Source organism: Tardiphaga sp. 813_E8_N1_3 (genome assembly GCF_051811025.1).
In the GTDB taxonomy this organism is placed as follows: Bacteria; Pseudomonadota; Alphaproteobacteria; order Rhizobiales; family Xanthobacteraceae; genus Tardiphaga.
Window position 1 is genome coordinate 5,845,090 of sequence record NZ_JBPWQE010000001.1, and the last position, 24,555, is coordinate 5,869,644.

The 24,555-nt window shown below is 61.7% G+C and carries 23 protein-coding genes and 1 pseudogene; 12 read left to right on the plus strand and 12 right to left on the minus strand.

Annotated features, from left to right (window positions below):
* Positions 1-106 precede the first annotated feature (106 nt).
* The gene (locus tag AB8A33_RS27690; RefSeq protein WP_439095684.1) at positions 107-1,291 is read right to left on the minus strand and encodes a serine hydrolase domain-containing protein; all 1,185 of its coding nucleotides are present in this window, start codon (positions 1,289-1,291) and stop codon (positions 107-109) included.
* Positions 1,292-1,565: 274 nt separating this feature from the next.
* On the opposite strand from AB8A33_RS27690, the gene AB8A33_RS27695 reads away from it, so the two are divergent.
* Entirely contained in the window at positions 1,566-1,895 is a 330-nt protein-coding gene (locus AB8A33_RS27695; protein WP_439095685.1) for a hypothetical protein, read from the plus strand.
* 154 nt (positions 1,896-2,049) lie between these two features.
* On the plus strand, positions 2,050-3,540 hold the full coding sequence (locus tag AB8A33_RS27700) for an NAD-dependent succinate-semialdehyde dehydrogenase (protein WP_439095686.1): 1,491 nt from the start codon (positions 2,050-2,052) through the stop codon (positions 3,538-3,540).
* 126 nt (positions 3,541-3,666) lie between these two features.
* On the opposite strand, the gene AB8A33_RS27705 is transcribed toward AB8A33_RS27700, so the two are convergent.
* Both AB8A33_RS27705 and AB8A33_RS27710 read right to left on the minus strand, forming a co-directional pair.
* Positions 3,667-3,879, minus strand: a complete 213-nt coding sequence (locus tag AB8A33_RS27705) for a hypothetical protein (RefSeq protein WP_439095687.1) — start codon at positions 3,877-3,879, stop codon at positions 3,667-3,669.
* A gap of 25 nt (positions 3,880-3,904) precedes the next feature.
* Positions 3,905-4,108 (minus strand): hypothetical protein, encoded by a 204-nt coding sequence (locus AB8A33_RS27710; protein ID WP_439095688.1) that lies wholly within the window; start codon positions 4,106-4,108, stop codon positions 3,905-3,907.
* A 44-nt stretch (positions 4,109-4,152) separates the two neighbouring features.
* Between AB8A33_RS27710 and AB8A33_RS27715 the strand changes: the two genes are divergently transcribed.
* Positions 4,153-4,509, plus strand: coding sequence for a hypothetical protein (locus tag AB8A33_RS27715; protein WP_439095689.1), 357 nt, complete (start codon positions 4,153-4,155; stop codon positions 4,507-4,509).
* 37 nt (positions 4,510-4,546) lie between these two features.
* Here AB8A33_RS27715 and AB8A33_RS27720 read toward each other — a convergent pair whose 3' ends face one another.
* Complete coding sequence (locus AB8A33_RS27720; protein WP_439096085.1) at positions 4,547-5,368, minus strand: hypothetical protein; 822 nt, start codon at positions 5,366-5,368, stop codon at positions 4,547-4,549.
* Positions 5,369-5,659: 291 nt separating this feature from the next.
* Between AB8A33_RS27720 and AB8A33_RS27725 the strand changes: the two genes are divergently transcribed.
* Entirely contained in the window at positions 5,660-6,790 is a 1,131-nt protein-coding gene (locus tag AB8A33_RS27725; RefSeq protein ID WP_439095690.1) for an efflux RND transporter periplasmic adaptor subunit, read from the plus strand.
* Between the two features lie 8 nt (positions 6,791-6,798).
* Positions 6,799-9,966 (plus strand): efflux RND transporter permease subunit, encoded by a 3,168-nt coding sequence (locus tag AB8A33_RS27730; protein WP_439095691.1) that lies wholly within the window; start codon positions 6,799-6,801, stop codon positions 9,964-9,966.
* 38 nt (positions 9,967-10,004) lie between these two features.
* Here the strand turns inward: AB8A33_RS27730 and AB8A33_RS27735 are convergent, their stop codons facing one another.
* The 5 genes from AB8A33_RS27735 to AB8A33_RS27755 all read right to left on the minus strand — a co-directional run bounded on the left by AB8A33_RS27735 (position 10,005) and on the right by AB8A33_RS27755 (position 15,967).
* Positions 10,005-12,197, minus strand: coding sequence for an SLC26A/SulP transporter family protein (locus AB8A33_RS27735; RefSeq protein WP_439095692.1), 2,193 nt, complete (start codon positions 12,195-12,197; stop codon positions 10,005-10,007).
* 174 nt (positions 12,198-12,371) lie between these two features.
* Positions 12,372-13,289, minus strand: coding sequence for a phosphoribosylaminoimidazolesuccinocarboxamide synthase (locus AB8A33_RS27740; protein ID WP_439095693.1), 918 nt, complete (start codon positions 13,287-13,289; stop codon positions 12,372-12,374).
* Positions 13,290-13,356: 67 nt separating this feature from the next.
* The gene (locus AB8A33_RS27745; RefSeq protein WP_439095694.1) at positions 13,357-14,274 is read right to left on the minus strand and encodes a pirin family protein; all 918 of its coding nucleotides are present in this window, start codon (positions 14,272-14,274) and stop codon (positions 13,357-13,359) included.
* Between the two features lie 104 nt (positions 14,275-14,378).
* On the minus strand, positions 14,379-14,981 hold the full coding sequence (locus AB8A33_RS27750) for a 3-keto-disaccharide hydrolase (RefSeq protein ID WP_439095695.1): 603 nt from the start codon (positions 14,979-14,981) through the stop codon (positions 14,379-14,381).
* 65 nt (positions 14,982-15,046) lie between these two features.
* Positions 15,047-15,967, minus strand: a complete 921-nt coding sequence (locus AB8A33_RS27755) for a LysR substrate-binding domain-containing protein (protein ID WP_439095696.1) — start codon at positions 15,965-15,967, stop codon at positions 15,047-15,049.
* A gap of 240 nt (positions 15,968-16,207) precedes the next feature.
* On the opposite strand from AB8A33_RS27755, the pseudogene AB8A33_RS27760 reads away from it, so the two are divergent.
* Positions 16,208-16,321, plus strand: a pseudogene (locus tag AB8A33_RS27760) (DUF1127 domain-containing protein); the annotation flags it as partial.
* Positions 16,322-16,411: 90 nt separating this feature from the next.
* Positions 16,412-16,699 carry a DUF1330 domain-containing protein gene (locus AB8A33_RS27765; RefSeq protein ID WP_439096086.1) on the plus strand — a complete coding sequence of 96 codons (288 nt, stop codon included), beginning with the start codon at positions 16,412-16,414 and terminating at the stop codon, positions 16,697-16,699.
* 6 nt (positions 16,700-16,705) lie between these two features.
* On the opposite strand, the gene AB8A33_RS27770 is transcribed toward AB8A33_RS27765, so the two are convergent.
* Positions 16,706-18,070 (minus strand): MmgE/PrpD family protein, encoded by a 1,365-nt coding sequence (locus tag AB8A33_RS27770; protein WP_439095697.1) that lies wholly within the window; start codon positions 18,068-18,070, stop codon positions 16,706-16,708.
* Positions 18,071-18,201: 131 nt separating this feature from the next.
* On the opposite strand from AB8A33_RS27770, the gene AB8A33_RS27775 reads away from it, so the two are divergent.
* A complete protein-coding gene (locus AB8A33_RS27775) occupies positions 18,202-19,347 on the plus strand; it encodes an FUSC family protein (RefSeq protein ID WP_439095698.1) in 1,146 nt (381 codons plus the stop codon).
* Here the strand turns inward: AB8A33_RS27775 and AB8A33_RS27780 are convergent.
* Positions 19,331-19,825: a hypothetical protein gene (locus AB8A33_RS27780; RefSeq protein ID WP_439095699.1), complete on the minus strand. Its 495-nt coding sequence runs from the start codon at positions 19,823-19,825 to the stop codon at positions 19,331-19,333. The two genes, AB8A33_RS27775 and AB8A33_RS27780, sit on opposite strands and share 17 nt — an antisense overlap.
* A gap of 51 nt (positions 19,826-19,876) precedes the next feature.
* Positions 19,877-20,350 (minus strand): DUF2867 domain-containing protein, encoded by a 474-nt coding sequence (locus AB8A33_RS27785; protein WP_439095700.1) that lies wholly within the window; start codon positions 20,348-20,350, stop codon positions 19,877-19,879.
* A 143-nt stretch (positions 20,351-20,493) separates the two neighbouring features.
* Between AB8A33_RS27785 and AB8A33_RS27790 the strand changes: the two genes are divergently transcribed.
* The 4 genes from AB8A33_RS27790 to ccoO all read left to right on the plus strand — a co-directional run bounded on the left by AB8A33_RS27790 (position 20,494) and on the right by ccoO (position 24,555).
* A complete protein-coding gene (locus AB8A33_RS27790; RefSeq protein ID WP_439095701.1) occupies positions 20,494-21,453 on the plus strand; it encodes a tripartite tricarboxylate transporter substrate-binding protein in 960 nt (319 codons plus the stop codon).
* Positions 21,454-21,546: 93 nt separating this feature from the next.
* Positions 21,547-21,921, plus strand: a complete 375-nt coding sequence (locus tag AB8A33_RS27795; protein WP_439095702.1) for a nuclear transport factor 2 family protein — start codon at positions 21,547-21,549, stop codon at positions 21,919-21,921.
* A 235-nt stretch (positions 21,922-22,156) separates the two neighbouring features.
* The gene (gene ccoN, locus AB8A33_RS27800) at positions 22,157-23,815 is read left to right on the plus strand and encodes a cytochrome-c oxidase, cbb3-type subunit I (protein WP_439095703.1); all 1,659 of its coding nucleotides are present in this window, start codon (positions 22,157-22,159) and stop codon (positions 23,813-23,815) included.
* Between the two features lie 2 nt (positions 23,816-23,817).
* Positions 23,818-24,555 carry a cytochrome-c oxidase, cbb3-type subunit II gene (gene ccoO / locus AB8A33_RS27805; RefSeq protein WP_439095704.1) on the plus strand — a complete coding sequence of 246 codons (738 nt, stop codon included), beginning with the start codon at positions 23,818-23,820 and terminating at the stop codon, positions 24,553-24,555.

Genomic DNA, 24,555 nt, shown 5'->3' on the forward strand with positions numbered 1-24,555 from the left:
TCCGTCACGACGCTCGCTGGCGCTCGGATCGCGCCACCCATGGCGGACGGAATTCGTCCGCCAGACCTCGCTGCGCGGCTGCGCCGCTTGAGGGAGGGAGAAGAACTCACGCCGCCTTCTTCGCGCCTAATCCCGCATACACCGCGCGTTCGAAATCCGAAAACACCTTCAAGCAAGTCGAATCCGCAAATGGCAGCACCTGCATCATGATGACGCCGGTGATATCTCGCGCTGGATCTATCCAGTAGTAGGTGTTGGCGAGGCCGGCCCAGGCGAGGCTGCCGGCGCTGCGGCCTTCGGCTGACTGCGCCGTATTGATCATGAAGCTGAGGCCGTATTTCTTGTCGATGCCCGGAAGGAAGTCGACATTGTTACTGGCGGTCGGCACGGCTGAGGTCATTGGCGTCATATTGAGTTCGCCGATGTGGTTTTGGCTCATCAGCGCAATGGTCTCCGGTTTCAATATCCGATTGCCGTTGCCGGTCCCGTTATTCAGCATCATTTGAGTGAACTTGATGTAGTCGGGGGCGGTGCCATAGAGCCCCCCGCCACCGGCGAAGAATTCCGGATCCTGTTTAATCTCGAACGGGATCGGGGTCAGTGCACCGTCGGCGCCGCGGCTGTGCATGGCAACAAGGCGCTTGCGCTGGTCGCCGCCAATCACGAAGGCGGTGTCGGTCATCCCAAGCGGCGCCAGCAAATGGTTCTGGAAATAGGCGTCAAGGCGTTCGCCGCTGACGGCCTCGACGACCTTGCCGACGAAGTCGATATTGGTGCCGTACTCCCAGCGGGTCCCGGGATCGCGCATGATTGGCACCTTCATGGCGGCGTTCAGTCCGGAGCGAAACGGCGGAATGCCGGTTGTCTCGAGATAGCGCACCATGTCGCCGTTCCACATGTCGTAACAGAAACCGGCGGTGTGGGTCAGCAGATGCCGCAAGGTGATCGGTTGGCGCGGCGGACGCAGTTTCGGAGTGCCTTCGCTGTTGAAACCATCCAGCACCTGCGTCTCTGCGAGGTCCTGCAGCACAGTCGCCAGCGGTGCATCCAGCGTCAATTTGTCCTGCTCCACCAGCTGCATCGCTGCAGCAGCCGTAATCGCCTTGGTCATGGAGGCGATCCAGAACACGCTGTCCGGCGTCATGGTGGTATCTTTGGATGCGTCACGCTTGCCCAGCGCCCCTTGGTAGATGACCTCGCTCCGCGTCGCAGCCACCGCCACGGCACCGGGAATGACACCTGTTTCGCTGGCCTGCTGCAGAATCCGGTCAATCTCGACTTGAACTGACATCCGTTTCCTCTCCGATTTTCTTTGATCTTACCGATTTCCGGCGCGGACATTCAACTTGGGCGCGAGGTCGTCGGTCTCGCGGATGTGATTACATTTGCGCTGGTTTTAGCATTTGAGGGGAACCATATCGGGCTTGGGAGCGAGTTTCATCGCGCCCTGGAACGAAATTGGCGCAGCTGTGTTCAAAAAATGACGTGAACGTCAAAGCGCTTTCCGACACTAACCCGTAAGACCATGAGTAACACGTGCAGCGTGTCAGCTGCGGAGACCGACGATGATCGCGAACTGGACCGACTGGAAACATTATCCCCGCGCTTCCCGTGGCGAGAGCATCGAGGCCCCGATCGGTCCAGGAATTTTCGAGGTTCGCGTGGCGCAGACCGGCGCCCTGTTCGCTTTCGATGCGGCTGAAAATCTGGCGCAGGCGCTGGCGAAGATTTCGGCCCCGCCCAAATCGTTTATTTCCTGGTTCGGTCGCGGCGACGCCGCGATGCTGCCGGAGCTGGAATACCGCACCTTCTCCACGACCACCCGTGCCAACGCCCGCATCGCTTTCGAGCGAATGATCGATCGGCGCGAGACCTATATGCGCGGCGCGGCCTGATCGGGCTTGCGGCGTTCTGCGACTGTTGAATTCGGGCGTTAAATACCCCTGCGCGCGATAGCTGCCATTCGCCGCCAAGGGGCGCTTTCGGGCCTATACTCCTCTACAAGTCCGCGGCTATACGTTCGCGACACTTTCCGCAGGAGAACCGCCCATGTCACCGACCTCAGCCGCACGCCAGTCCACCGCCCCTTCGCTGCGCGACCGCCTCAAGGACCCCTCGCTGCTGCGCGACAAGTGCTATATCGACGGCGCTTGGGTCGGCACCGGCGAGACGGTGGTCACCAACCCGGTCAACGATGTCGAGCTCGCCAAGGTGCCGAATATGAGCACCAAGGAAGCGACGCAGGCTGTCGAGGCCGCCGAAAAGGCGTTTCCGACCTGGGCCAAGTTCACCGCCAAGCAGCGCTCCAACATCCTGCGCAAGTGGTTCGAGCTGATCATCGCCAACCGCGAGGATCTCGCGCTGATCCTGACCACCGAGCAGGGCAAGCCGTTGGCCGAAGCGCTGGGCGAGGTCGATATCGGCGCCGCCTATATCGAATTCTTCGCCGAGGAAGCCCGCCGCGTCTATGGCGAGACCATCCCGACCCAGCGTGCCGATGCCCGGCTCCTCGCCATCAAGCAGCCGATCGGCGTCTGCGGCGCCATCACGCCGTGGAATTTCCCGAACTCGATGATCACCCGCAAAGTGTCCCCGGCGCTGGCAGCCGGCTGCACCGTGGTGCTGAAGCCTGCCAACGAGACGCCGCTGTCGGCGCTGGCGCTGGCTGAACTCGCTGAGCGTGCCGGCGTGCCGAAGGGCGTTCTCAACATCATCACCGGCGATGCGTCGTCCATCGGCCTCGTGCTCTGCGAACATCCCGCCGTGCGCTTCGTCGGTTTCACCGGCTCCACCAATGTCGGCAAGATTCTCTACAAGCAGGCTTCGGTCGGTGTGAAAAAGCTCGGCCTCGAACTTGGCGGTAACGCACCCTTCGTGGTGTTCGACGATGCCGACATCGATGCCGCCGTGGAAGGCGCGATTGTCTCGAAGTATCGCAACATGGGCCAGACCTGCGTCTGCGCCAACCGCCTCTACGCGCAGGATGGCATCTACGACCAGTTCGTCGAGAAACTGTCGAAGAAGGTCGCGGCGATGAAGGTCGGCGACGGCACCGAACAGGGCATCACCCAGGGCCCGCTGATCAACGAGAAGGCTGTCGAGAAAGTCGAGCGCCACATCGCCGATGCGGTAAAGGGCGGCGCCAAGGTCGTCACCGGCGGCAAGCGCCATGCGCTCGGCGGTACGTTCTTCGAGCCGACGGTGCTGGCCAATGTGAAGCCGGATGCGCTGGTCTCGCAGGAAGAAACCTTCGGCCCGCTGGCGCCGGTGTTCCGCTTCAAGGACGAAGCCGACGTCATCGCCATGTGCAACGCCTCGCCGTTCGGCCTGGCATCGTACTTCTATTCGCGCGATCTCGGCCGCGTCTGGCGTGTCGCGGAGGCGTTGGAGTCCGGCATGGTCGGCGTCAATACCGGCCTCATCACCACCGAAGTCGCTCCGTTCGGCGGCGTGAAGGAGTCAGGTTTGGGCCGCGAAGGCTCGCATCACGGCATGGAAGAATATGTCGAGATCAAATACATCATGATGTCGGGAATCTGAGGCGTCACCTCCGACCCAATTAAAAATTCGTTATGCGTTATGCCCGGCCAGCGCGAAGCAAGTTTCGCGAGATGTGCCGGGTATTTGCATTTGGGCTGGCAGTGCCAATGGCTGAGCCAGCGTCGCTCAGTAGCAACGACGGACGCGCACGCCATTTACCCAGACGGTGCGGCACGCGACCGCCACCGGACGGCGCACCACGGCGGCGCCACGATAGCCAGCGCAGCCGGCACGGTAAACGCCACGTGCGCAGACGACGGCGTTGGCGTCGGTGGCTTCAAACGTCATTGTCGTACCGAATGCGAGAACGGCTGCAACCATCATCAAGAAATTACGCATAGTGATCTCCCGGCTGTGTCGGTTGTCAAAGGACTTGATCAGAAAGGTTCGTTGGCTTCAGTGGCGACGTAAGCGGAATACGAACAAGAGTTTCGGAAGCTGCTTCAATGGCAAAGAGTAGTTCGTAAGCACACGAAAAAATCTCGTGAGCGATCAGAAATCCTGCAACAGCGCCTTGATCCGGCAGTGCATCTACTAAATCCTGCAAATACTTGCCGACTTGAAACATGCGACGGGGCTATTTCGCCCGATGTTGAATCAGCAGGAGAAAGCATGTCGGATTTCAGGACCAGGTGGCTTGCTTTTCATAATCGACATATCGAACCCGTCTCAAAGGAAATATTCGGTCACGTCGAAAAGATGGTGATCGGCACTTTGATTATATCGGCCGGGGCACATGTATCGAGCGACGAGCCCTCTATTGTTCTGTTCGGATACCTGCGCCACGGTCTCGTCGGTCGCGGTGTCATGCTGTTCGGAATAGTTCTGTTGCTACTGAATTTCATCGATGGCCTCTACAAGCTTGCAAAGATGGAGTGGCACGTCGCATTTCAGGTTGCGATGTCGTTCTGTTACATCATTCTATCTGCCCGGTTGATACAGCTGATCCTTGCCTTTCGTGGAGAGTAATGGATGCGGCCGACCAATCACTATCGCGCAGCTTCAGTCATCGTTGAGCGAACGGCGCCAGGACGCTGGTGCAAGCCGGCGAGAGCGACGCGCTGTTGCTGGCCAGGCACTGCACGATGCGGCCACCACCCGGCGCAACGCCGCCGCAGAGCGATCTGATGTCGCCGCCGCACGCTGATCTCATCACGAGCAATTCTTCGCGCGGCCGCATCGGCCGCAGTGCGAGGGCTGCGGGAGCAGTTGCGGGTGCGGCGGTCGTGGCTGCTGCGGCCGGGGCCGCAGTCGTGCCTTTCGCAGCGGGCGCCGCTGCGGCGGGCGTCTCGCCACTGGCTGCGCTGACGGCTTTCTCGCAACCGGCTGAAAGCTTGGCCTTGTTTGTCTCAAGGCACTGCAATGCAGGCGCTCCGCCCGTCGGCACGCCCTTGCAGACCTTTGGGTAGTCGCTGCTGCAGGCGCTGCGGATGGCCGCGATCTGTGCGCTGCTCGGTTGCTTCGTGGCTGCTGCCTTCGGTGTGGCAGTTGTGGCGGCGGGCTTGGCAGCCGGAGGCGTTGCCTCGGTCTTGGGCGTCGCTGCTGGTGTTGGTTCGGCGGCCTTTGGTGCGGCGGCCGGCGCTTCGACGGCCCGAACTGCGCCCGCACATCCCGACGAAAGGCTCGACATGTTCTTCTGCAGGCACTGCAACGAGGCTTCTCCACCAGGCGGAACGCTCGAGCAATGCGCGATGTAATCCGAGCGACACTGCGTCTTGATCGCGTCACGCTGCGCTTGGCTCGGCGCTTGCGCAAAGGCGGGGCTCGTGATTGCGAGTAGAATGATAGTCGCCATCGACACGCGATGTCGCGCGGCTGAACCGGACATGAAGTTCATCGATGAAATCCTCGTTGCTATCGCCCGGTCAGTCAGGGCAACTGCGTAAAATCTTCAAGAAGCGTGAGTTCTGAAAGGCATTCGCAAAACAACTTCGGTCCGACATCATTTTACGGTTTCGGTTTCACTACAAGTGGATTGTTGTTATTGATGCGGGCGGCCGTCGTTTTTTGGCCAGGGATTCTTTGAGAGTCATTCGATTGAGGCAGGAAGATGCAGTTTGTGCGCGCCTGTTCATCTGGACTGATAGCTCGCATTGAGCAGCTGCAGCATGTCAGGGTCATGCGTGTTTCAAGCGTTGCGCTGGCGAGTCTCTTTTTAAGTGCCTGCGAGCAAAACACTTTCGTGCAGCCACCGCCGCCGAAAGTTGAGGTCGCGGTTCCTGTGCAGCGCGGCATCACGCGCTTTCTCGAAGCGACAGGCAATACAGCGCCCATCAAGAACGTCGATCTCGTGGCGCGCGTTCAGGGCGTTCTGCAGTCGATCAACTATCAGGACGGCTCCTTCGTCAAGCAGGGCACGACGCTGTTCACGATCGAACCTGAGACATACCAGTTGAAGCTGGAGCAGGCGCAGGCTGCAGAAGCCGGTGCGCAAGCGTCTGCAAAGCAGGCGGAAGCGGATTTCAAGCGCCAGTCGGACCTCGTATCCCGCCAGGTTGTTGCGCAGTCAACGCTCGAGCAGTCGACGGCGGCACGAGAAAACTCACAAGCCAATCTGCAGCAGGCGCAAGTCAACACCAAAATTGCGGCCGTCAATTACGGCTATACGAATGTCATTGCGCCATTTGACGGCATCGTCAGCGCACATCTGGTGTCGGTTGGCGAACTGGTCGGTGTGGCGTCGCCGACCCAGCTTGCGACGATCGTGCAGCTCGATCCGATTTATGTAAATTTCAACGTCAACGAACAGGACGTGTTGCGCATCCGGGACGAAGCCCGGCGGCGCGGGCTGACGGTGAGCGATCTCAGGCAGTTGCCGATCGAGATCGGACTGCAGACCGAGATCGGTTTTCCACACAAGGGCCAGATCGACTACATCTCGCCGACCATCAACCAGTCGACGGGGACGCTGCCGGTGCGAGGACTGCTGCCAAATCCGGATCGCATCCTGTTGCCGGGTTTCTATGTTCGCGTCCGCGTGCCCATCGACAAGCAGGACAACGCCTTGCTGGTGCCGGATGTATCGCTCGGCAGCGATCAGGCGGGACGTTACGTGCTGGTCGTGAATGGCGACAATGTCATCGAGCAGCGGAAGGTCGTCACCGGCCCGCTGGAGGGTGAGCTTCGCGTCATCGAAAGCGGCCTGAAGCCGGATGATCGCGTCGTCATTGCAGGCCTGCTGCGTGCCATTCCGGGGCAGAAGGTCGATCCGCAACTGAGAAAGATCGAAACGCCGGTACCGACCAAATAGGACAGGCCATGATTTCGAAGTTCTTCATCGAGCGGCCGGTCCTGTCCAATGTCATTGCGCTGCTGATGATCCTGATCGGCGGCGTCTCGCTCTATGGCCTCGCTGTCGCGCAATATCCAGACGTGGTGCCGCCGACCGTCCAGGTGACGACGCGCTATCCCGGTGCCAGCGCCAAGACCATCGTCGACACGGTCGCGCTGCCGATCGAGCAACAGGTCAATGGCGTCGAGGACATGCTCTATATGCAGTCCTACAGCGCCGCCGACGGCACCTATTCACTCACGGTCACGTTCAAGATCGGTACCGATCTGAATTTCGCGCAGGTGCTGGTGCAGAACCGCGTATCGAGCGCGCTGTCGTCGCTGCCGACCGCCGTGCAGAATCAGGGCGTGACCGTTCAGAAGAAATCGACGGCAATCCTGTTGTTCGTGACACTGACGTCACCGAAGGCGACCTATGACAGCCTGTTCCTGAGTAACTACGCCACAATCAATATCCGGGACGAGCTGTCGCGTCTGTCGGGGGTCGGCAATGTGACGGTGTTCGGCGCCGGCCAGTATTCGATGCGGATTTGGCTGGATCCAAGCAAGCTGCAAGCGCGCGGACTGATGCCGCAGGATATCATCCAGTCCATCCAGCAGCAGAGCCAGCAGGTCTCTGCAGGGCAGATCGGCATGCCGCCGACGCCAGCGGGGCAGGCCTTCCAGTACACGCTAAACATCAATGGGCGGCTGGATGATCCCGGTGAATTCGAGGACATCATCGTCAAGACCGGCGACAATGGCGATGTCACGCGGGTCCGTGACGTCGGACGCGTCGAGTTGGGTGCGCAGACCTACAGCCAGATATTCTCGCTCAACCAGAAGCCGGCCGTCGGCATCGGCGTGTTCCAGTCGCCGGGCGCCAATGCGCTCGAGGTGGAGAAGGCTGTCGAGAAGAAGATGGCGGCGCTGGCCACGCAATTTCCCGACGACATCAAGTACGACACGCCGTTCGACACCACGAAATTCGTCCAGGCATCGATCAATGAGGTCTACAAGACGCTCATCGAGGCCGGCCTGCTCGTGCTGGTGGTCATCTTGGTCTTTCTGCAGGACTGGCGCGCGATGCTGGTGCCGGCGACGACGGTGCCCGTGACGATCATCGGCGCCTTCGCGGCGATGGCGGCGCTCGGTTTCACCATCAATCTGTCGACCCTGTTTGCCATTGTGTTGGCGATCGGCATCGTCGTCGACGACGCCATCGTGGTTGTCGAAGGCGCCGCCTACAATATCGAGCAGGGCATGTCCGGACACGACGCTGCGATCAGCGCGATGGACAAGCTGTTCGCCCCGATCATCGGCATCACGCTGGTGCTGATCTCGGTGTTCCTGCCGGCGGCATTTCTGCCCGGGCTGACGGGGCGCATGTATGCGCAATTTGCTCTGGTCATCGCGGCTACGGCGCTGCTCAGCGCCGTCAATGCGGCCACGCTGAAGCCGACGCAATGCGCATTGTGGCTGCGCCGCCCGGTGCCGCCGGAGAAGCGCAATTTCTTCTATCGCGGGTTTAACAAGGTCTACGACCGGCTCGAACGGGGCTATGCCGCCCTGATCGGTCACATGGTCGCGCACAGCAATCTCTCGGTTGTCCTGGCATTGATCCTGATCGGCATCGGCGGTTACGGCCTGTCCCGGATTCCCACCGGCTTCATCCCGATCGAGGATCAAGGCTATCTGCTGGTAGCAGTCCAGTTGCCCGATGGCGCCGCGTTGGATCGGACGCAGCGTGTACTCGATCGGGTCAGCGAATTGGCTGCGAAGACGCCAGCGGTGGAACAGGTGGTCACCATCGCCGGCATCTCCGCGCTCGACAGCAGCTCCAGCCTGGCCAATGCCGGTGTCGCCTATCTGATCCTGAAAGAATGGAGCGAGCGCGGACCGGGCCAGGATCTTCGTTCGTTGTTCGTTGGATTGAACGAAAGCCTGTCGGTGATTCCAGAGGCGCGCATTCTGGTGATCCCGCCGCCGCCCATTCAAGGTATCGGTAACGCAGCGGGCTTCGCCATGCAGATCGAACTGCGCGATGGCAACGCCGATTATAACAAACTGCAAGCGATCACCGGGGCGATCGTAGCCAATGCACAGACGCAGAGTGCTTTGCAGCGCGTCAGTTCGCCGTTCCGCTCGATGGTGCCGCAATTCGATATCGAGATCGACCGTATCAAGACCCAGACCCTGCATGTGACGACGGATCAGGTGTTCTCGACCCTGTCGTCTTATCTGGGTTCGTCCTTCGTCAACCAGTTCAACAAGTTTGGCCGCACCTTTCAGGTCTACACACAGGCAGATGCCAAATTCCGGCTGACCGCCCGGGACATCGAGAACTTGATGGTCCGCAACCAGCAGGGCAGCATGATCCCGCTTGGCACGGTGGCGAAGATTACGCCTGCCGTGGGGCCGTCGCTGATTAGTCTCTATAATCTCTATCCGACGGCGACAGTGATCGGCCTGCCGGCACAGGGCTACAGTTCCGGGCAGTCCATGGCGCTGATGGAGCAGATTGCGGCCAAGACTCTGCCTCCGGGAACGGGCTTCGAGTGGACGGCGATGTCGTACCAGGAAAAGATCGTCGGCAATCAGCTCTATTATGTGTTCGGCCTTGCGCTGCTGCTCGTCTATCTGGTGCTCGCGGGGCAGTATGAAAGCTGGTACGCGCCGATTTCGGTGATCCTGGCCGTGCCGCTGTCACTGCTTGGCCCGATGTCGGTGCTCACCGCGCTGCGGATCGAGAACAATCTCTACACCCAGATAGGCATTATCCTTTTGATCGCGCTGTCGGCGAAGAACGCGATCCTGATCGTCGAGGTGGCGATCGAACTGCATGTGCATGATCGCAAGCCACTGCTGGAGTCCGCGGTCGCAGCAGCGCGGGCGCGCTTTCGGCCGATCCTGATGACGTCCTTCGCCTTCATTCTCGGCGTGCTGCCGCTGGTGCTCGCGACGGGCGCCGGCGCCAATGCCCGCAAGTCGATCGGCATCACGGTGTTCTCGGGCATGCTCGCCTCGACGTGCCTTGCCGTCCTGTTCGTTCCGACCTTTTTTGTGGTCGTCCAACGGTGGGAGAACTGGCGCGCCAGCCGCAAGGCAACGAAACCTGCCAATTCGACCGTCGGTGCCGGCGGCCCCAACTCGTAGATGATTGTGACGTCCGTTTCAGATGTGCTGCGTAGTTCTTACCTTCGCAGCACCGCGATCATCCGGCTGGCAAAAGACAGCCGCTCGGCCATCACAGACACGAAATAGGTCAGCAGCTTCTGGCTCAATGCCGGATGGTTCTGCTTGATGTCCTCGAAAGCATCGGCGCGCAGCAAATAAAGCACGCTGGCGATTTCTGCCTGGATGGTGGCGCTGCGGGGAGCATAGGCCACGAGGCCCATCTCGCCCACCGTCGTATAGCGCCCGAGGCTGCGCACCCGTGTCAGCTTGCCATCGCCCGCGGGCACCATGATGCCGAGCCGGCCGTCGAGAATGAAGTGCATGGAATCGGCGGCGTCGCCGGCCTGAACGACGATCTCGCCGGCGCCGACCTCGACGCGCTGGCAGCGTCGCATCAGTTCTTCAGAATCGCCGGCGGTGCGTAGGATCTTGGTGAACCAGTCGCGCAAGTTGGCTTCTTCTTCGGCGAGCCCGCGATGCTTGACGATCACCTCGTTCTCGCACCACTCCAGCGCGTGATCGAGTTCGCCCATGACCTTGACGGCGTCATCGATGAACAGGCTGGCACGCAGGTTGCGATTGGCTGAGGGATGAAGATTTGCGAGCACCAGCGTGGTGCCGTGGCCTTCTGCAATGCGCTTGATCTGGGCGAAGCTGTGGGCCGCCGACGAGTCGATGCCCGTCACCAGCTTGAAGTCGAACACCAGATAGCGGCATTCGGGATGACGGCGCAGCAAAGCCTTTACGTGCAGATACAGTCGGTTGGCCGAGCCGAAGAACAGATAGCTCTGCAGATTGAGGCCCTGGATTTCGCGGCCATGCGCCGCCAGCGTGCGCTGATCCTCAAGCGAGCGATCGAGCGAACTGCGATATTCCGAGCCATCGAAACCGTATTTGATCGAGGACACCCGCGACACGCTGAGCGCGAAGGTGGCGCAGCCGATCACGATACCGATCAGCACACCGGCCACGAAACCCCATGTGAGAATAATGACGATGATCGCCAGCAGCGACAGGTAGTCGAGCAGCGACAGCCGCTTGCGGGAGTCGACGATCCAGCGATGCAGTTGTTCGAGGCCGAGATACAGCAACAGGCCACCGAGCACGAAGCGCGGCATATAGGCCAGCAGCGCGGGGTCAACGACGAGCATCAGCGCGGATGCCGCGGCGACGGTGAGGCCCGAAAGCCGCCCGGTGGCACCGCTGTTGCGATTCAGGAGCGAACGGCTGATCGAGATGCAGCCGGCATAGCCACCGAGTGCGCCAGCCAGGATATTGGCCGCCCCGGTCGCATTGAGCTCGCGTTCGATATCGGCTTCCCGATGTGCGGCAACTTCGAGGCCCGTCGTATTGAACAGGGTGCTCACGGCCGTCACGAAGATCACGGCAATGAAATTGCCGATGAGTCCGGGCAGTGCCTGCCAGGGATAGCCTTCGCTGAAGAAGGCCCAGGGCAGGGTCAGGTTGGCTTTCGGAGGCGATGCGAAAGTCCAGCCCATTGCTTGGGCCTCGATCACGGACACGCCTGCGATCCGGAAGACGAGATGCGCCGCTATAACGCTCCCGAGGAGAATTATCGGCAGGCCTAGTGGCTTACGGGACCGATGCCAGGTCGCATAGATGGTCAGTGCCACGGCTACCGCGGCCAGCAACTCGTAGAACGTCATCGGATTGGCGAGTTTTGTCAGGTTCGCCCATTGCAACTTGTAGCCGGTGATCACCTGAATGGCGCCGGCGACAATCAGGCAGGCGGTGGCTCCGAGAAAACCGCCGATGACCGGATAGGGCACATAGCGGATCGCGCGTCCCATGCGGGTAACGCCGAAGCCGCAGAGCACGATGCCGGTGATGATCGTGGCCGAGGACAGGGTGATGAGCACCGGGCCGAGCAAGGCAGACGGTGCATCGGCCGTGACGATGTGCTCGACCAGAGCCGCCGCCAGGATGGCGGTGACGGCTGCGGTGGAGCTCTCGGGACCGGCGATCGCGAAGGGAAACGAACTGCCAAGGGCGATGACGGTGGCGATGACACTCGCGGAGATGAAGGTCGCGGCGATGCCATAGGGCAGCAGCGAGGCCAGCGGCCCGGTGAAGATCAGCACCGAATAGGACAGGCCGAAGCTGATGGTGAGGACGCTGGCGATCAGGCCGCCGAACACGTCGTTGCGCCAGGCGCGCAACACGTCCGGGCTGACAAGGGTGTCAGTCATGGACGGCTACTTTCGCAATGACGGCGATGAGGGGGGCGGGCCGGAAGTATGTCACGCGCGAACCTGTAGGAGCGCTGCGCGACAGGCGCAACCGCCGCCGTCTCTGGTAGACGACGGTGAGATGTACGGACAAGACTATTTTTATGACAGTCCGCGGGAAAGACAGCCAGTTTGTTAGTTGATGACCAGCTCCGTGCCGGTCAGGCGGCGATAGGCCTCCAAATAGCGCTTGCTGGTGGCGTCGATCACCTCGGGGGGCAGGAGCGGCGGCGGGGCTTCACCGTTCCAGCGGCCGGCGCGGCGCTCGATGTCGAGATAGTCGCGCAGCGGCTGCTTGTCGAAGCTCGGCTGCGGCTGGCCCGGTCTATAGACATCGGCGGCCCAGAAACGGGAGCTGTCCGGGGTCATCACCTCGTCGATCAGGATGATGCGGCCGTCGGCCTCCTTGCCGAATTCGAACTTGGTGTCGCCGATGATGATGCCGGCCTCGCGGGCGATCTCCTCGCCCTGAGTGTAGACGGCGCGGGTCATACTCTCGAGCGTGAAGGCATCCTCCTCGCCGATAATCTCGCGCATCCGGGCGATGGTGATGTTTTCGTCATGGCCGGTCTCCGCCTTGGTCGCCGGGCTGAACACCGGCTCGGCGAATTTCTGGCTTTCGAGCAGCCCCGCTTCCAGCTTCTCGCCGGCCAGCGTGCCTGACGCGGCATATTCCTTCCAGGCCGAACCCGAAATGTAACCGCGAATCACGCACTCGATCGGAAACACGGTGGTGCGGCGGCACAGCATGGCGCGACCGGCCAGCGCGGCGCGGTGACCTGCGAGATCCGGCACCTGCCTGATGATCTCGTCGGCATCGGCGGAGATCATGTGATGTGGGACCACGCCGCCGAGCTGGTTGAACCACCAGGCGCTGATCTGGGTCAGCACCGCGCCCTTCATCGGGATCGTTTCGTTCATGACGACGTCGAAGGCGCTGATGCGGTCGGTGGTCAGCAGCAATACGCGGTCGTCGCCGACAGCATAGATATCGCGCACCTTGCCGCGACCGATCTTGGGGAGGGGCAGGTCGCTGGTGGCCATCGTGGTCATGTCAGGGTCTTTCGAAAGCAGAGTCGTCCGGCGTCTGGCCGGCGGCGTCGTGATGAAGGGAGTGAGCCTATTCCGGCAGCGGGATGAATTCGTGTTCGTTGGGCACATGGGCGAAGCGGCCGGTCTTCCAGTCCTCTTTCGCCTGCTCGATGCGCTCCTTGCTGGAGGACACGAAATTCCACCACAGATGCCGCGGCCCTTCCAGCGCGTCGCCGCCGAGGAACATCATGCGGGTATTGCTGATAGCCTTGATGGTGATCGCGTCGCCGGGCCGGAAGATCAGCAGTTGCGGCGCCTCATGGCGGTCGCCAGCGATCTCGATCTCGCCATCGACGATATAGACCGCACGCTCTTCATGGTCGGGATCGAGCGGCACGCTGGTGCCGGCCTCGACGGCCACTTCGGCGTAGAACCATGGCGACACCATCGACACCGGCGAAGCTTTACCGAACGCCTTGCCGGCGATCACGCGTGCGGTGAAGCCGGTATCGGTGATGGTCGGCAGGCTGTCCGCGGCATAATGCTGGAACGACGGCGCGATCTCCTCGGAGCCTTTGGGCAAAGCGATCCAGCTCTGCAGGCCGAGCATCTTCTGGCCGTCGCGGCGCTGCACATCCGGGGTGCGTTCGGAATGGGCGATGCCCTTTCCGGCGGTCATCAGGTTCATGGCGCCCGGCTGGATCTCACGGACATTGCCCTCGCTATCGCGATGCATGATGGCGCCGTCGAACAGATAGGTCACCGTGGCGAGGCCGATATGCGGATGCGGCCGCACGTCCATGCCCTTGCCGGAGATGAACTGCATCGGGCCGAAATGGTCGAAGAAAATGAACGGGCCGACCATCTGGCGCTTGCCATGGGGCAGGGCGCGGCGGACGAGGAAGCCGTCGCCGAGATCGCGGGTGCGCGGGACGATCACGAGCTCCAGCGCGTCGCAGGTCTGCGCGTCGCCGAGGATCGGATCTTCTGATGGTTGCCAGCTCATGAGGGCTCCGTGGGGTTGGGGCCATCATAGCAGCATTTGGCGGGGCGGGTAAAAGGGGCTCAGCCCGGATGGATCGCTCCGTCCGGACCGAGGAATGGCTGTGCTTACAGCGGCTTGATCTGGACCTTGCGGAATTTCACCACACCGGAGCCGTATTGCAGGGCGATCGGGCCAATCGCGTGCTTGGTGTCCTCGACGTCGACGGTCTTTTCGCCGTTCAGGATCACGGTGAGCTTCGGGCCCTTGGCGGTGATCTCGTAGGTGTTCCACTTGTCCGCCGCCTTGGGCATCGGATTGACCTTGGCCACATCGACGATGGCGCCGGTGCCATAGGACGGGTCGGGCCGCTTGTCGAAGATGTTGACCTCGTAGCAGGTCTTGCCATCGATCACCTTCGGGTTATCGCAGCGGATGAAGATGCCGCTATTGGCTTCGGCATCGGTCCAGAACTCAGCCTTGATCTGGAAATCCTTGTAAGGCGTCTTGCTGACGAGATAAGCGAGATCCTTGCCGGAGAGCAGCTTGTCGGCGGCGAGCGCGCCGTCCTTCATCTCCCAGTTGGCGTCGCCAACTTTGTCCCAGTCGCCCATCCTGGTGCTGTCGACCAGCGTGACCCAGCCGTCAGACTGGCTCATGGCAGGCTGGATTGTCGTAAGAGCCGCAACGCCGATAACGAATCCGGCCGCAATCGCTGTAACGCGCATCATAAAGGTCTACTCCCGTTTGCTTTTTATTGGCGTGACGTTAGCCACGGGAGAATGCGGTTGTAAATCTACTTCATATTGTGCGGTGCGCTAACGCTTGATGCCTTGCGCTTAGCTGCTGGGCTGCGGGTCGTTAGTTCGTCCAGCAGCACTTTCTGCATTGCCTGGACGTTCGGCGAAGCTGCGCCCTTGCGCCAGATCAGCACGGTCTCGGCATGATTCTCGCCGCGCGGCAGGCGATGCACGGTGAGCCGCTTGCCCTCCGGGAACGTCGACAGCACGCTTTCCGGCAGCAGCGCGATGCCCATACCCGCGACTACGCAGCCGAGCATGGCGTGATAGGAGCCGAGTTCGATGGTGCGCTCGGGCATCTCGCCGCGCTTTGCATACCAGTCTTCCAGCCGCTTGCGATGTGGGCAGCCGTTCTCGAACACCAGCACCGAGCGCGGCGCGCTGTCCTTGCGGCCGATCGGCGGATGGCGTGGCGACGACACGATCACCGGCTCCTCGTCGAACGCATGCATACGGTCGAACGGTGCCGCGGCAATCGGCTCGGCCACGAAGGCGGCGTCGAGATCGCCGGCGAGGATGCCCTTCGCGAGCGTCTCCGGATTGCCGATGCGCATTTCGAGCTGCACGTCGGGATAGCGATGGTGAAATTCATTGAGCGGCCCGGGCAACCGCACCGCTGCTGTGCTCTCCATGGCGCCGAGGCGGAAGACGCCGCGCGGCCGCGGGTCCTGCACCGCGTCGCGGGCCTCGTCGGCGAGCGCCAGCAGCCGATCGGCATAGCCGAGCAGCGCTTGGCCTGCGGGCGTCAGATGCAGGCGCTTGCCCTCGCGCACGAAGAGCGCCGTGCCGAGATCATCTTCGAGCTGACGCACCCGCGTCGTCACGTTGGACTGCACGCGATGCAACCGCTCCGCGGCGCGCGTCACGCCGCCTTCGCGCACCACGGCGCGGAAGATGCGCAGCTCGGACAGATCCATACATCTCTCCATGAGATCGAAATGATCTTGATTATTCATTTTATAGGATGAAATGCGCCGGGTAAACCATCATGGCCAATGTCACAGCGTAAGCGGAGAGGGGTGGACATGATCGACGATGAACCCGAACCGCACGTGCACGATGCGCGCTACCTGACGCCGCTGCAATGGACCGCGCTGAAGCGATCCATCATCCGGGGTATCCATGTCGAGCGCGGCCGGATGTTACGTTCGGTCGCGATGGCGGCTGTCGCAGCCCTGCGCCACGGCTGGCGCTGCCTGCGCGAGCGGCAACAGGCGCGAGATCAACTACGCTCCATGAGCGACTACGAATTGCGCGATATCGGCGTGACCCGCGCCGCCATTGATGCCGTGACCCGCCACGGCAATGACGATGCGACGCAGGACGCGCCACAACGATCATATCAAAACTGGAGAGCCATGATGTCGAAAGCCTACTGGATTGTCCGCGTTTCGGTGCGCGACGAGAGCCGTTATCCGGACTATCTCGCCGCGGCCAAGCCGGCGTTCGACAAGTTCGGCGCGCGGTTCATCGTGCGCGGCGGCGCCTTCGAAACCATGGAAGGCGACGCCCGCGATCGCAATGTGGTGGTGGAATTCGCCGACCGCGCGACCGCAACCGCCTGCTACCGTAGCCCGGAATACGAAACCGCCAGATCCATCCGGCAAAAATACGCCGAGGCGGATTTTATCATCATCGACGGTGCCTGATGTCCGTTACCGTCCCAGCGCCGTCGCCGTTGCCACGCGGTCGAAAGTCTCGAGCGAGAGAATGGCGTCGGCGAATTTCTCGGCGCGATTGTTCAGCACGGGGCGTGCGAGCTGTAGGAACTTCTGCTGCATGGCGGCGGCATCAGGGAACGATGTCGGCTCGCCCGACGGGTCGGCATAGATGCGCTCATGCACGCCGTCCTCGGTATGAATGCTGACGCGGGCGCCGAACGGATGGCGTTTGCCTTCCAGGCGTTCGTCCTGAACCACGTCGAAGCGGTCGGCCAGCGTGTTGATCGCGCTGTCGCCGAGGCGCTTGTAGTCGTCCCAGCCGAAGCTGCCCTGATCGAGCGCGAGCGCGCCGGTGAAGAACATCGAGAACTGGCCGCCAACGATGGAGGTCGGATGGCGCTTGGTGGTGGCGTCGCCGGTCAGTGTGATGCCGTTGCGATGCAATCCGATCTCGACGCGCTTGACCTGGTCGGGCGTCAGATTGTGCTCACGGCGCATCGCCACCAAGGCATCGATGGCGGCATGCGTATAGCGGCAGCTCGGATACGGCTTGATGCCGATCTTCATGGTTTCATAGACAGAGCCGAGATCGGCCACGGCCTTCTCGGGATGCGCGTTGTCGCTATAGCCGACCAACAGGCCATGCTTGCCTTCGACGGATTCCGTCGCGCCGATGAATTCGTTGCGGGCCAAAGTCGCGGCTATCACGCCGTTCATGGCGGCGGCGCCGACCTGATAGCGCTTGTTCCAGGCGCCGTTGACGAGGAATTGCAGCGACCCTGCCGCCTGGCTGCCTGACACGCCGAAGGCTGAAATCAGCTGATCCTTCGAGAGCCCGAACAGTTTGCCCGCGGCCGCCGCAGCGCCATAGGTGCCTGCGGTCGCGGTCGGATGGAAGCCCTTGGCATAATGCGAGGTCGGGTCGAGCGCGTTGCCGAGCCGGCAGCAGACTTCATAGCCGGCGACGATGGCCGTCAGCACCTGCTTGCCGGATGCGCCGACCATTTCGCCGACGGCGAAGGCGGCGGGTACCACGGGAGCGCTGGGATGCAGCGAGGAATCGGCATGGGTGTCGTCGAAATCGAGCGAGTGGCCGAGCGCGCCGTTGAGCAGGGCGGCCACGGCCGGCGTCCAGGTCTTGCTGTCGCCGAACACGGTGGATTCGCCCTTGCCGTCCAGCGACAGGGCTTCCAGCATCTTGAGTAAAGAGGGGGTGGATTCGGCCTCGCTGCGGGCACGGATGGTGCTGCCGAGATAATCGAGGGTGAGGACCTTGGCACGCTCCAGCACATCCTGCGGAATGTCGTCGAATTTCAGATCTGCGACATAGGCGGCAAGCGTTGCGGTCTCATTGGCCATTGTGTTTCCTCACTCTTGTTGAAATAGCCTTAGGCGGACCAAATCGGCGTTTCAAGCGGCCATGGCGACGCGTGGATCAGCCATGCCGAAACCGGTTCGCCAAAATCCGTTTTCAGGGATCAATTTGTGACATGTCCGCATCGAAGCGTATTCTCGGCTTCCTGAAACGGGTGGTTGCCTTCTTCGGGGAGCGCAAGGTCGAACTCGGCCTTGGCGTCCGGGTGACCGCGGCGGCGCTTGCTGCGCTGATCATAGCCCTGACCGTCGGGCTGAAACTGCCGCTGTGGGCTGTGCTGACGGCGATCATTGTCACCCAGATGAGTGTCGGGCGGTCGCTGAAGGCAACGCGCGACTATCTGGTCGGGACAATCGGCGGCGCCATCTATGGCGGCACGGTGGCGATCCTGATCCCGCATTCCAATGAAGGCGCGCTGCTCGCCGTTCTGGTGCTGGCGGTGGCGCCGCTGGCCTTCATCGCGGCGATCAATCCCAGCCTCAATGTCGCAACAGTGACGGCGATCATCGTGCTGCTGCTGCCGATGATGAATCACAACACACCACTGGAATCCGCCATCGACCGCGTGCTCGAAGTGACGGTGGGTGCGATCACCGGCTTGTTAGTATCCTTCCTTGTGCTGCCGTCGCGGGCGCATAGCCAGGTCCGCGCCAGTTCGGCGGAGGCGCTCGATCTGATCGCGACGGCGCTCACCGAGTTGCTGGCTTCGCTAACGCGCGGGCGCGACAATGAGGCGCTGCACCGGTTGCAGGATGGCATCGGTCACGCTCTTACAAATCTGCAGGCGATTGGAGCCGAAGCCGAGCGTGAGCGTGCGGCGCATTTGTCCCGCGGACCCGATACAGGCCCGTTGCTGCGTACGACGCTGCGGCTGCGGCATGACCTGGTGATGATCGGCCGCTCGACCGTGGTGCCCTTGCCATCTGCGCTTCAGGTTCGTCTTGTGGGCCCACTGTCGCGCGTGAGCGATGCCATGACGACGTTTCTGCATTCGACGGCCGTGGCGCTGCGCAGTGGCACCGGCGCGCCGGCGATCTGGCCGGTGCAGACGGCACTACAGGCCTATGCGGGAGAGGTCGCGGCGCTTCGTCAGGAAGGTCTGACGCGCGGATTGCCCGGCGATGTCGCCGAACGCTTCTTTGCCATCGGCTTTTCGCTGGAGCAGATGCGGCAGAACCTGAAGGATCTCGAACGTTGCGTCGCCGAATGGGCGGCTGCGGACCCTGATCCGGTCAGCAAGGAGCCTACTGACGTGACCTGAGTGTCGCCAGCGCGTGGAGCTGCAACTTCTCGGGATCGCGCTCGCCGCGCGCGGCTTCATCGAGAATGCTGCTCGACAGCGTTTGCACGGCATCAGACGAAATCCGCAGCGGCAACTCGTCGAGGCAACGATCGAGCGCCGTGGACATTGCAGCGACGGTCTCCGGGCCGAACGACTGATTCCGTTGATCGTCAGCCTGAGGCGCCAGATCGGGAGACGCAACGTCACGAATGCGTGCCGAGAGCCGCGCCGCCTCGGCCAGCACACGCAGGTAGATCAATCCGGCTTCACTGAGGCCCTCTTCATCGATTTGTCCTGACCGAGCCACGGCGACGATCCGTGCCGCGAGACGGCGGCGATTCTCGATCGTGTCGGCAAACTCGCCTTCATGTGCGATGAAAGGCTGCCACGCGGCGTCGAACGCGCGCGCTAGCGTGACTTTCAGCTCGTTATTCTGCGGATCGATCTCGGATGTCATGCGCGTTAACGGATGGCGATGGCGCCAGTTCCCGTTTCCGCTGCGGCAAAATCAGCGCGCGACCTGCCGCAGCATGGAACGAACCACCATCCGATGAAATGGCTTGATGACCGTCAGATAGATGCGTCCGAGCCAATTGTGCATCAGCACCACAGTGGTTGCCGTAACGCGCTGGCCGGTGCCGTCCGCAGCAACATCGATCACGACGCGGAAATCGAGATGGTTGTCGTTGAAGCCCGCGACCAGACGCTGCGGCGTCTCGCTGAGCACCGGGAAGAAGCCGACCTTGTCGATATCGGCGTGGCGCGCGGAAAGCGCGGTCTTTAGCCCGAAGGGCGCAACGATCAGATCCCGCAGCCGCAGCAAGGCGTCCACCCAGCGCGGGGAACGGCTGAACATGCGGGTGGCGGCGTCGCGGGCGGTCAGGTCCGTCGTCTTGGTGGAGATGCTAAACGCATCGGCGAATTGTGCGCCGCTTAGCAAACTGTTGGTGTCGATTGTCGGGTGAGCCATCGAGACGGTCATCAGGACCTCCGTAGACGTCAAAACGCGGCGCCGCACGCCGTCGGTTACGCCGCTTTGTAGCATAACATGTCTTTGCCTCCGGCGCCGGATACTCCCTAAGATCACGGAAAAAACAGGGGTGACCTGGTCAGGGAGGATTTGGAATGGCTTGGTTCAGGCTTGCTCCGCTCTGTCTGGCGCTGCTCGTGCCGCTCTCCGCGTCCGCACAGGACTATCCCACTCGCCCCATTACACTCGTCGTGCCCTTTGCCGCCGGCGGCAGTTCCGACGTCAATGCACGGTTGATTGCCGAGCAGATGGGCCGGCATCTCGGTCAGCCCATCGTGATCGAGAATATCGGCGGCGCGGGCGGGGCCGTGGCGCTCGCCCGTATCGCGCAGGCTCCGCCTGACGGCTACACCATCGTGCAGGGTAATAGCGGTACAAATACCGCGGTCTATCTGTTCACGCCTGATGTGAAATTCGCGCCGTCGGATTTTGCGGGGATTGGCATGTTCAACAAGAGTTCGGCCATGGTTGCCATCCGGCGCAACTTTCCGGCTGACAATCTCGCGCAATTCATCGCGCATGCGAAACAAAATCCCGGTCGTCTCAATATCGGCCACTCCGGTGTAGGCTCGCAGAACTATCTGTTCTGCAAGGCTTTCGTTCAGGCCGCGGGCATCGATGTCACGCTGGTCGGCTATCGCGGCGGCGGTCCGGCCCTGAACGATCTGATTGGCGGGCAGATCGACGGCATCTGCGACTCCTCGGCGTCGGTGACGCCGGCGATCCAGAGCGGTCTCATTCGTGCCATTGCTTTGGCATCCAGAACGCGCCTGTCGCATCTGCCTGACGTCCCGACCGCCAGCGAGGCCGGATTGCCGCAATTTGAAATATCTGGCTGGTATGCGCTGTTCGCGCCGAAGGGCACGCCCGCGCCGATCATCGGGAAGCTCAACGCCGCGATGCGCGCCGCCGTTGCCAACCCCGATTATCAGAAACGACTCGACGATCTCGGCTCCATGCCTGCTGGCGACGCCGAAATGGCGCCGGCCTATCTCACGGCCTTCGTGCCGCAGGAGATAGAGCGGTTTCGAAAGATGCTCGCTGACAGCAAGTGATCCAAAGCCGGATGACCTATGCAACGGTACAGTATGGCCGTCATCGCTTTCGTGTTATAAGGGTTCCAGTGCGGTTGCAGGTGGGGGAATGCGTTGGCTTACGATCGTTCGACCGTTGAAGCGGTCATCCAGCATTATTTCGACGGCCTCTACGAGGCTGATGCCGACAAGCTTGGCGCGATCTTTCATCCGAGTGCAGACCTGCGCTGGGTCGAGAATGGTGAGCTAAAAGTGCTGGCCATGCCGGACTGGATGGCCATGGTCCGCAAGCGCAATTCGGGCAAGGTCGAGGGCAAGTCGCGCGAGGACTTCATCGTCACGGTGGATCGCTCCGATGACAAGACGGCCTTCATCAAGGTGCGCTGCCAGCTGCCGCCGCGTTATTTCACCGATTACCTGATCGCAATGAAGCTCGCCGATGGCTGGCAGATCGTCTCGAAATCCTATCGTTACGACGTGAAGGACTAACAGGCGCCCTGCCTGCTCCCGCAGGCGAGGCGCGCCAAGTTCAGTTGTGCGACGTTGATTAGAAGTATCAAAAATTGCGATTGATCCCGGTCGGAATCCGTTCGCGGACTTGACCTAAGTCAATCGCGGCGGCGGCGCAGTGAGCTAGTCGTGATGGTGTGAGGGTGCTCTGTGCCAATCAGGCGCTGCGCGTCCTGCCCGACGAGCCGGTGCGAGACAAGCAGGGGATGACCGGATGATCGCGCAATTGACGAAATCGGAGCGGCAGCTCGCACTGATCATCCTGCTAGCCCTGACGATTTGCGGCCTCGCGATGGCGATCGCCGGCCGCCAGGACCCGCTCGGCGTCCATGGCGCCATTGTCATGCTGGCGGGGATCGCCGGCATCTTCGGTGTCATCTATGTCTATTACGAGCCGGAGCCCGATGAGGCCCGGCTGGCGCTGTATTACGACGACCCCACCAAACTGGCGATCATCCTGGCGATGATCTGGGCCGTCATCGGCATGTTCATCGGCGACTGGGTCGCGTGGCAGCTGGTGTTTCCCAATCTGACGTTTGATGCCGGCTGGTCGAGCTTCGGTCGCATCCGCCCCGCGCATACCAGTGCAGTGATCTTCGGCTTCGGCGGCAACGGGCTGATTGGCACCTCGCTCTATGTACTCCAGCGCACCTCGCGCGCGCGATTGCCGGATCAGATCAGCCCGTGGTTCGTGCTGCTCGGTTACAACCTGTTCTGTGTGCTCGCCGCCACCGGCTATCTGATGGGCGTCACCCAGTCGAAGGAATATGCCGAGCCGGAATGGTATGCCGACCTTCTGCTGGAGATCGTCTGGATCGTCTATTTCGTCATCTATATGCGGACGCTGGCGCGGCGGAAGGAGCCGCATATCTACGTCGCCAACTGGTACTACATGGCCTTCATCGTGGTGGTGGCGATCCTGCACACCGTCAATAATCTGGCGATGCCGGTCTCGTTCGGTCACGCCAAGAGCTATTCGGCCTTTTCCGGCGTGCAGGATGCGATGACCCAATGGTGGTACGGCCACAACGCCGTCGCCTTCTTCCTCACCTCCGGCTTCCTCGGCATGATGTATTACTATCTGCCGGTGCGCGCGGGCCGGCCGATCTATTCCTACCGGATGTCGATCATCTCGTTCTGGGGCATCACCTTCATGTATATGTGGGTGGGCTCCCATCACCTGCACTACACGGCGCTGCCGCAATGGGTGCAGACGCTCGGCATGACTTTCTCGCTGATGCTGCTGATTCCGTCCTGGGGCTCCGCCGGCAATGCGCTGCTGACGCTGAACGGCGCCTGGTACAAGGTGCGCGACGACGCGACGCTGCGTTTCATGATGGTGGCCGCGGTGTTCTACGGTCTCACCACGTTCGAGGGATCGTTCATGGCGATCCGCTCGGTCAATTCGCTATCGCATTACACCGACTGGACCGTGGGTCATGTCCATGCCGGCGCGCTCGGCTGGGTGGCCATGATCACCTTCGGCTCGATCTATGCGTCGGTGCCGTGGCTGTGGAAGCGCGAGCGGATGTATTCGCCGACGCTCGTCGAATGGCACTTCTGGCTCGCTGTCGCCGGCCTCTTCACATACGTCTTCGCGATGTGGAATTCAGGTATCATCCAGGGCTTGATGTGGCGCACCTATAACAGCAGTGGCACGCTGTCTTATTCCTTCATCGAGACCGTGATCGCGATGAAGCCTTATTACGTTGCGCGGGCGGTGGGTGGGTTCTTCTTCTTCGCTGGCGCCGTGATCGGTCTCTACAACATCGTCATGACCATCCGCACTGCTGGTCAGCCGGCCGATGAACGCGCCGCAGATCGTCCGGTGGCACAGCCCGCGGGCGTGCCCGCGCTGCAGCCGGGAGAATAGCGATGGGCTTATTCGGCCTGCACTACAAGCTCGAGCGCAAGACGATGGGCCTTGCCATCGGCATTATCGTTGCCGCCAGCATTGGCGGCCTCATCGAGATCGTGCCGCTGTTCACGATCCATCAGACGGTGGAAGACGCGCCGGATATGCGCGTCTATACGCCGCTCGAAATCGCCGGCCGCAACATCTACATCCGTGAGGGGTGCTACGCCTGTCATTCGCAGATGATCCGCACATTGCGCGACGAGGTCGAGCGTTACGGGCCATATTCGCTCGCGGTCGAATCCAAATACGACCATCCGATGCTGTGGGGCTCGAAGCGTACCGGACCGGATATCGCGCGCCTCGGCGGCAAATATTCTGACGAATGGCACGTCAAGCATCTGATCAATCCACGCGACGTGGTGCCGGAATCCGTGATGCCGCCTTATGCCTATCTCACGCGGGCCAAGGTGCGGATCGACGATCTCGGCCTGCATCTGGCCGCGCTGCGCAAGGTCGGCGTGCCTTATACGGATGAGATGATCGCCAACGCATCCAATGATGCCTATGGCCAGACCTCGCCGGATACGCCCTTCGCCGAAGGCGTCACCAAGCGCTATGGTGAGGCAACCAATGTTCGCGCCTTCGATGGCCAAGCTGGCGAGCCGACGGAGATGGATGCGCTGGTCGCTTACTTGCAGATATTGGGCAAGCTGACCGATGCGGCCCATAAGGCCAAAACGGCTGCGGGAGAGTGA

Excerpts from the sequence above, each read along its gene's own strand:
- AB8A33_RS27715 (WP_439095689.1), top strand. The coding sequence starts at position 4,153 with ATGTCGGATTTCAGGACCAGGTGGCTTGCTTTTCATAATCGACATATC.
- ccoO (WP_439095704.1), top strand. The coding sequence starts at position 23,818 with ATGGGCTTATTCGGCCTGCACTACAAGCTCGAGCGCAAGACGATGGGC.
- AB8A33_RS27695 (WP_439095685.1), top strand. The coding sequence starts at position 1,566 with ATGATCGCGAACTGGACCGACTGGAAACATTATCCCCGCGCTTCCCGT.
- AB8A33_RS27720 (WP_439096085.1), bottom strand. The coding sequence starts at position 5,368 with ATGTCCGGTTCAGCCGCGCGACATCGCGTGTCGATGGCGACTATCATT.
- AB8A33_RS27710 (WP_439095688.1), bottom strand. The coding sequence starts at position 4,108 with ATGTTTCAAGTCGGCAAGTATTTGCAGGATTTAGTAGATGCACTGCCG.
- AB8A33_RS27740 (WP_439095693.1), bottom strand. The coding sequence starts at position 13,289 with ATGACCACGATGGCCACCAGCGACCTGCCCCTCCCCAAGATCGGTCGC.
- AB8A33_RS27750 (WP_439095695.1), bottom strand. The coding sequence starts at position 14,981 with ATGATGCGCGTTACAGCGATTGCGGCCGGATTCGTTATCGGCGTTGCG.
- AB8A33_RS27730 (WP_439095691.1), top strand. The coding sequence starts at position 6,799 with ATGATTTCGAAGTTCTTCATCGAGCGGCCGGTCCTGTCCAATGTCATT.
- AB8A33_RS27745 (WP_439095694.1), bottom strand. The coding sequence starts at position 14,274 with ATGAGCTGGCAACCATCAGAAGATCCGATCCTCGGCGACGCGCAGACC.
- AB8A33_RS27735 (WP_439095692.1), bottom strand. The coding sequence starts at position 12,197 with ATGACTGACACCCTTGTCAGCCCGGACGTGTTGCGCGCCTGGCGCAAC.
- AB8A33_RS27780 (WP_439095699.1), bottom strand. The coding sequence starts at position 19,825 with ATGACATCCGAGATCGATCCGCAGAATAACGAGCTGAAAGTCACGCTA.
- AB8A33_RS27765 (WP_439096086.1), top strand. The coding sequence starts at position 16,412 with ATGTCGAAAGCCTACTGGATTGTCCGCGTTTCGGTGCGCGACGAGAGC.
- AB8A33_RS27700 (WP_439095686.1), top strand. The coding sequence starts at position 2,050 with ATGTCACCGACCTCAGCCGCACGCCAGTCCACCGCCCCTTCGCTGCGC.
- AB8A33_RS27770 (WP_439095697.1), bottom strand. The coding sequence starts at position 18,070 with ATGGCCAATGAGACCGCAACGCTTGCCGCCTATGTCGCAGATCTGAAA.
- AB8A33_RS27725 (WP_439095690.1), top strand. The coding sequence starts at position 5,660 with ATGCGTGTTTCAAGCGTTGCGCTGGCGAGTCTCTTTTTAAGTGCCTGC.
- ccoN (WP_439095703.1), top strand. The coding sequence starts at position 22,157 with ATGATCGCGCAATTGACGAAATCGGAGCGGCAGCTCGCACTGATCATC.
- AB8A33_RS27690 (WP_439095684.1), bottom strand. The coding sequence starts at position 1,291 with ATGTCAGTTCAAGTCGAGATTGACCGGATTCTGCAGCAGGCCAGCGAA.
- AB8A33_RS27790 (WP_439095701.1), top strand. The coding sequence starts at position 20,494 with ATGGCTTGGTTCAGGCTTGCTCCGCTCTGTCTGGCGCTGCTCGTGCCG.
- AB8A33_RS27755 (WP_439095696.1), bottom strand. The coding sequence starts at position 15,967 with ATGGATCTGTCCGAGCTGCGCATCTTCCGCGCCGTGGTGCGCGAAGGC.
- AB8A33_RS27775 (WP_439095698.1), top strand. The coding sequence starts at position 18,202 with ATGTCCGCATCGAAGCGTATTCTCGGCTTCCTGAAACGGGTGGTTGCC.
- AB8A33_RS27785 (WP_439095700.1), bottom strand. The coding sequence starts at position 20,350 with ATGACCGTCTCGATGGCTCACCCGACAATCGACACCAACAGTTTGCTA.
- AB8A33_RS27705 (WP_439095687.1), bottom strand. The coding sequence starts at position 3,879 with ATGCGTAATTTCTTGATGATGGTTGCAGCCGTTCTCGCATTCGGTACG.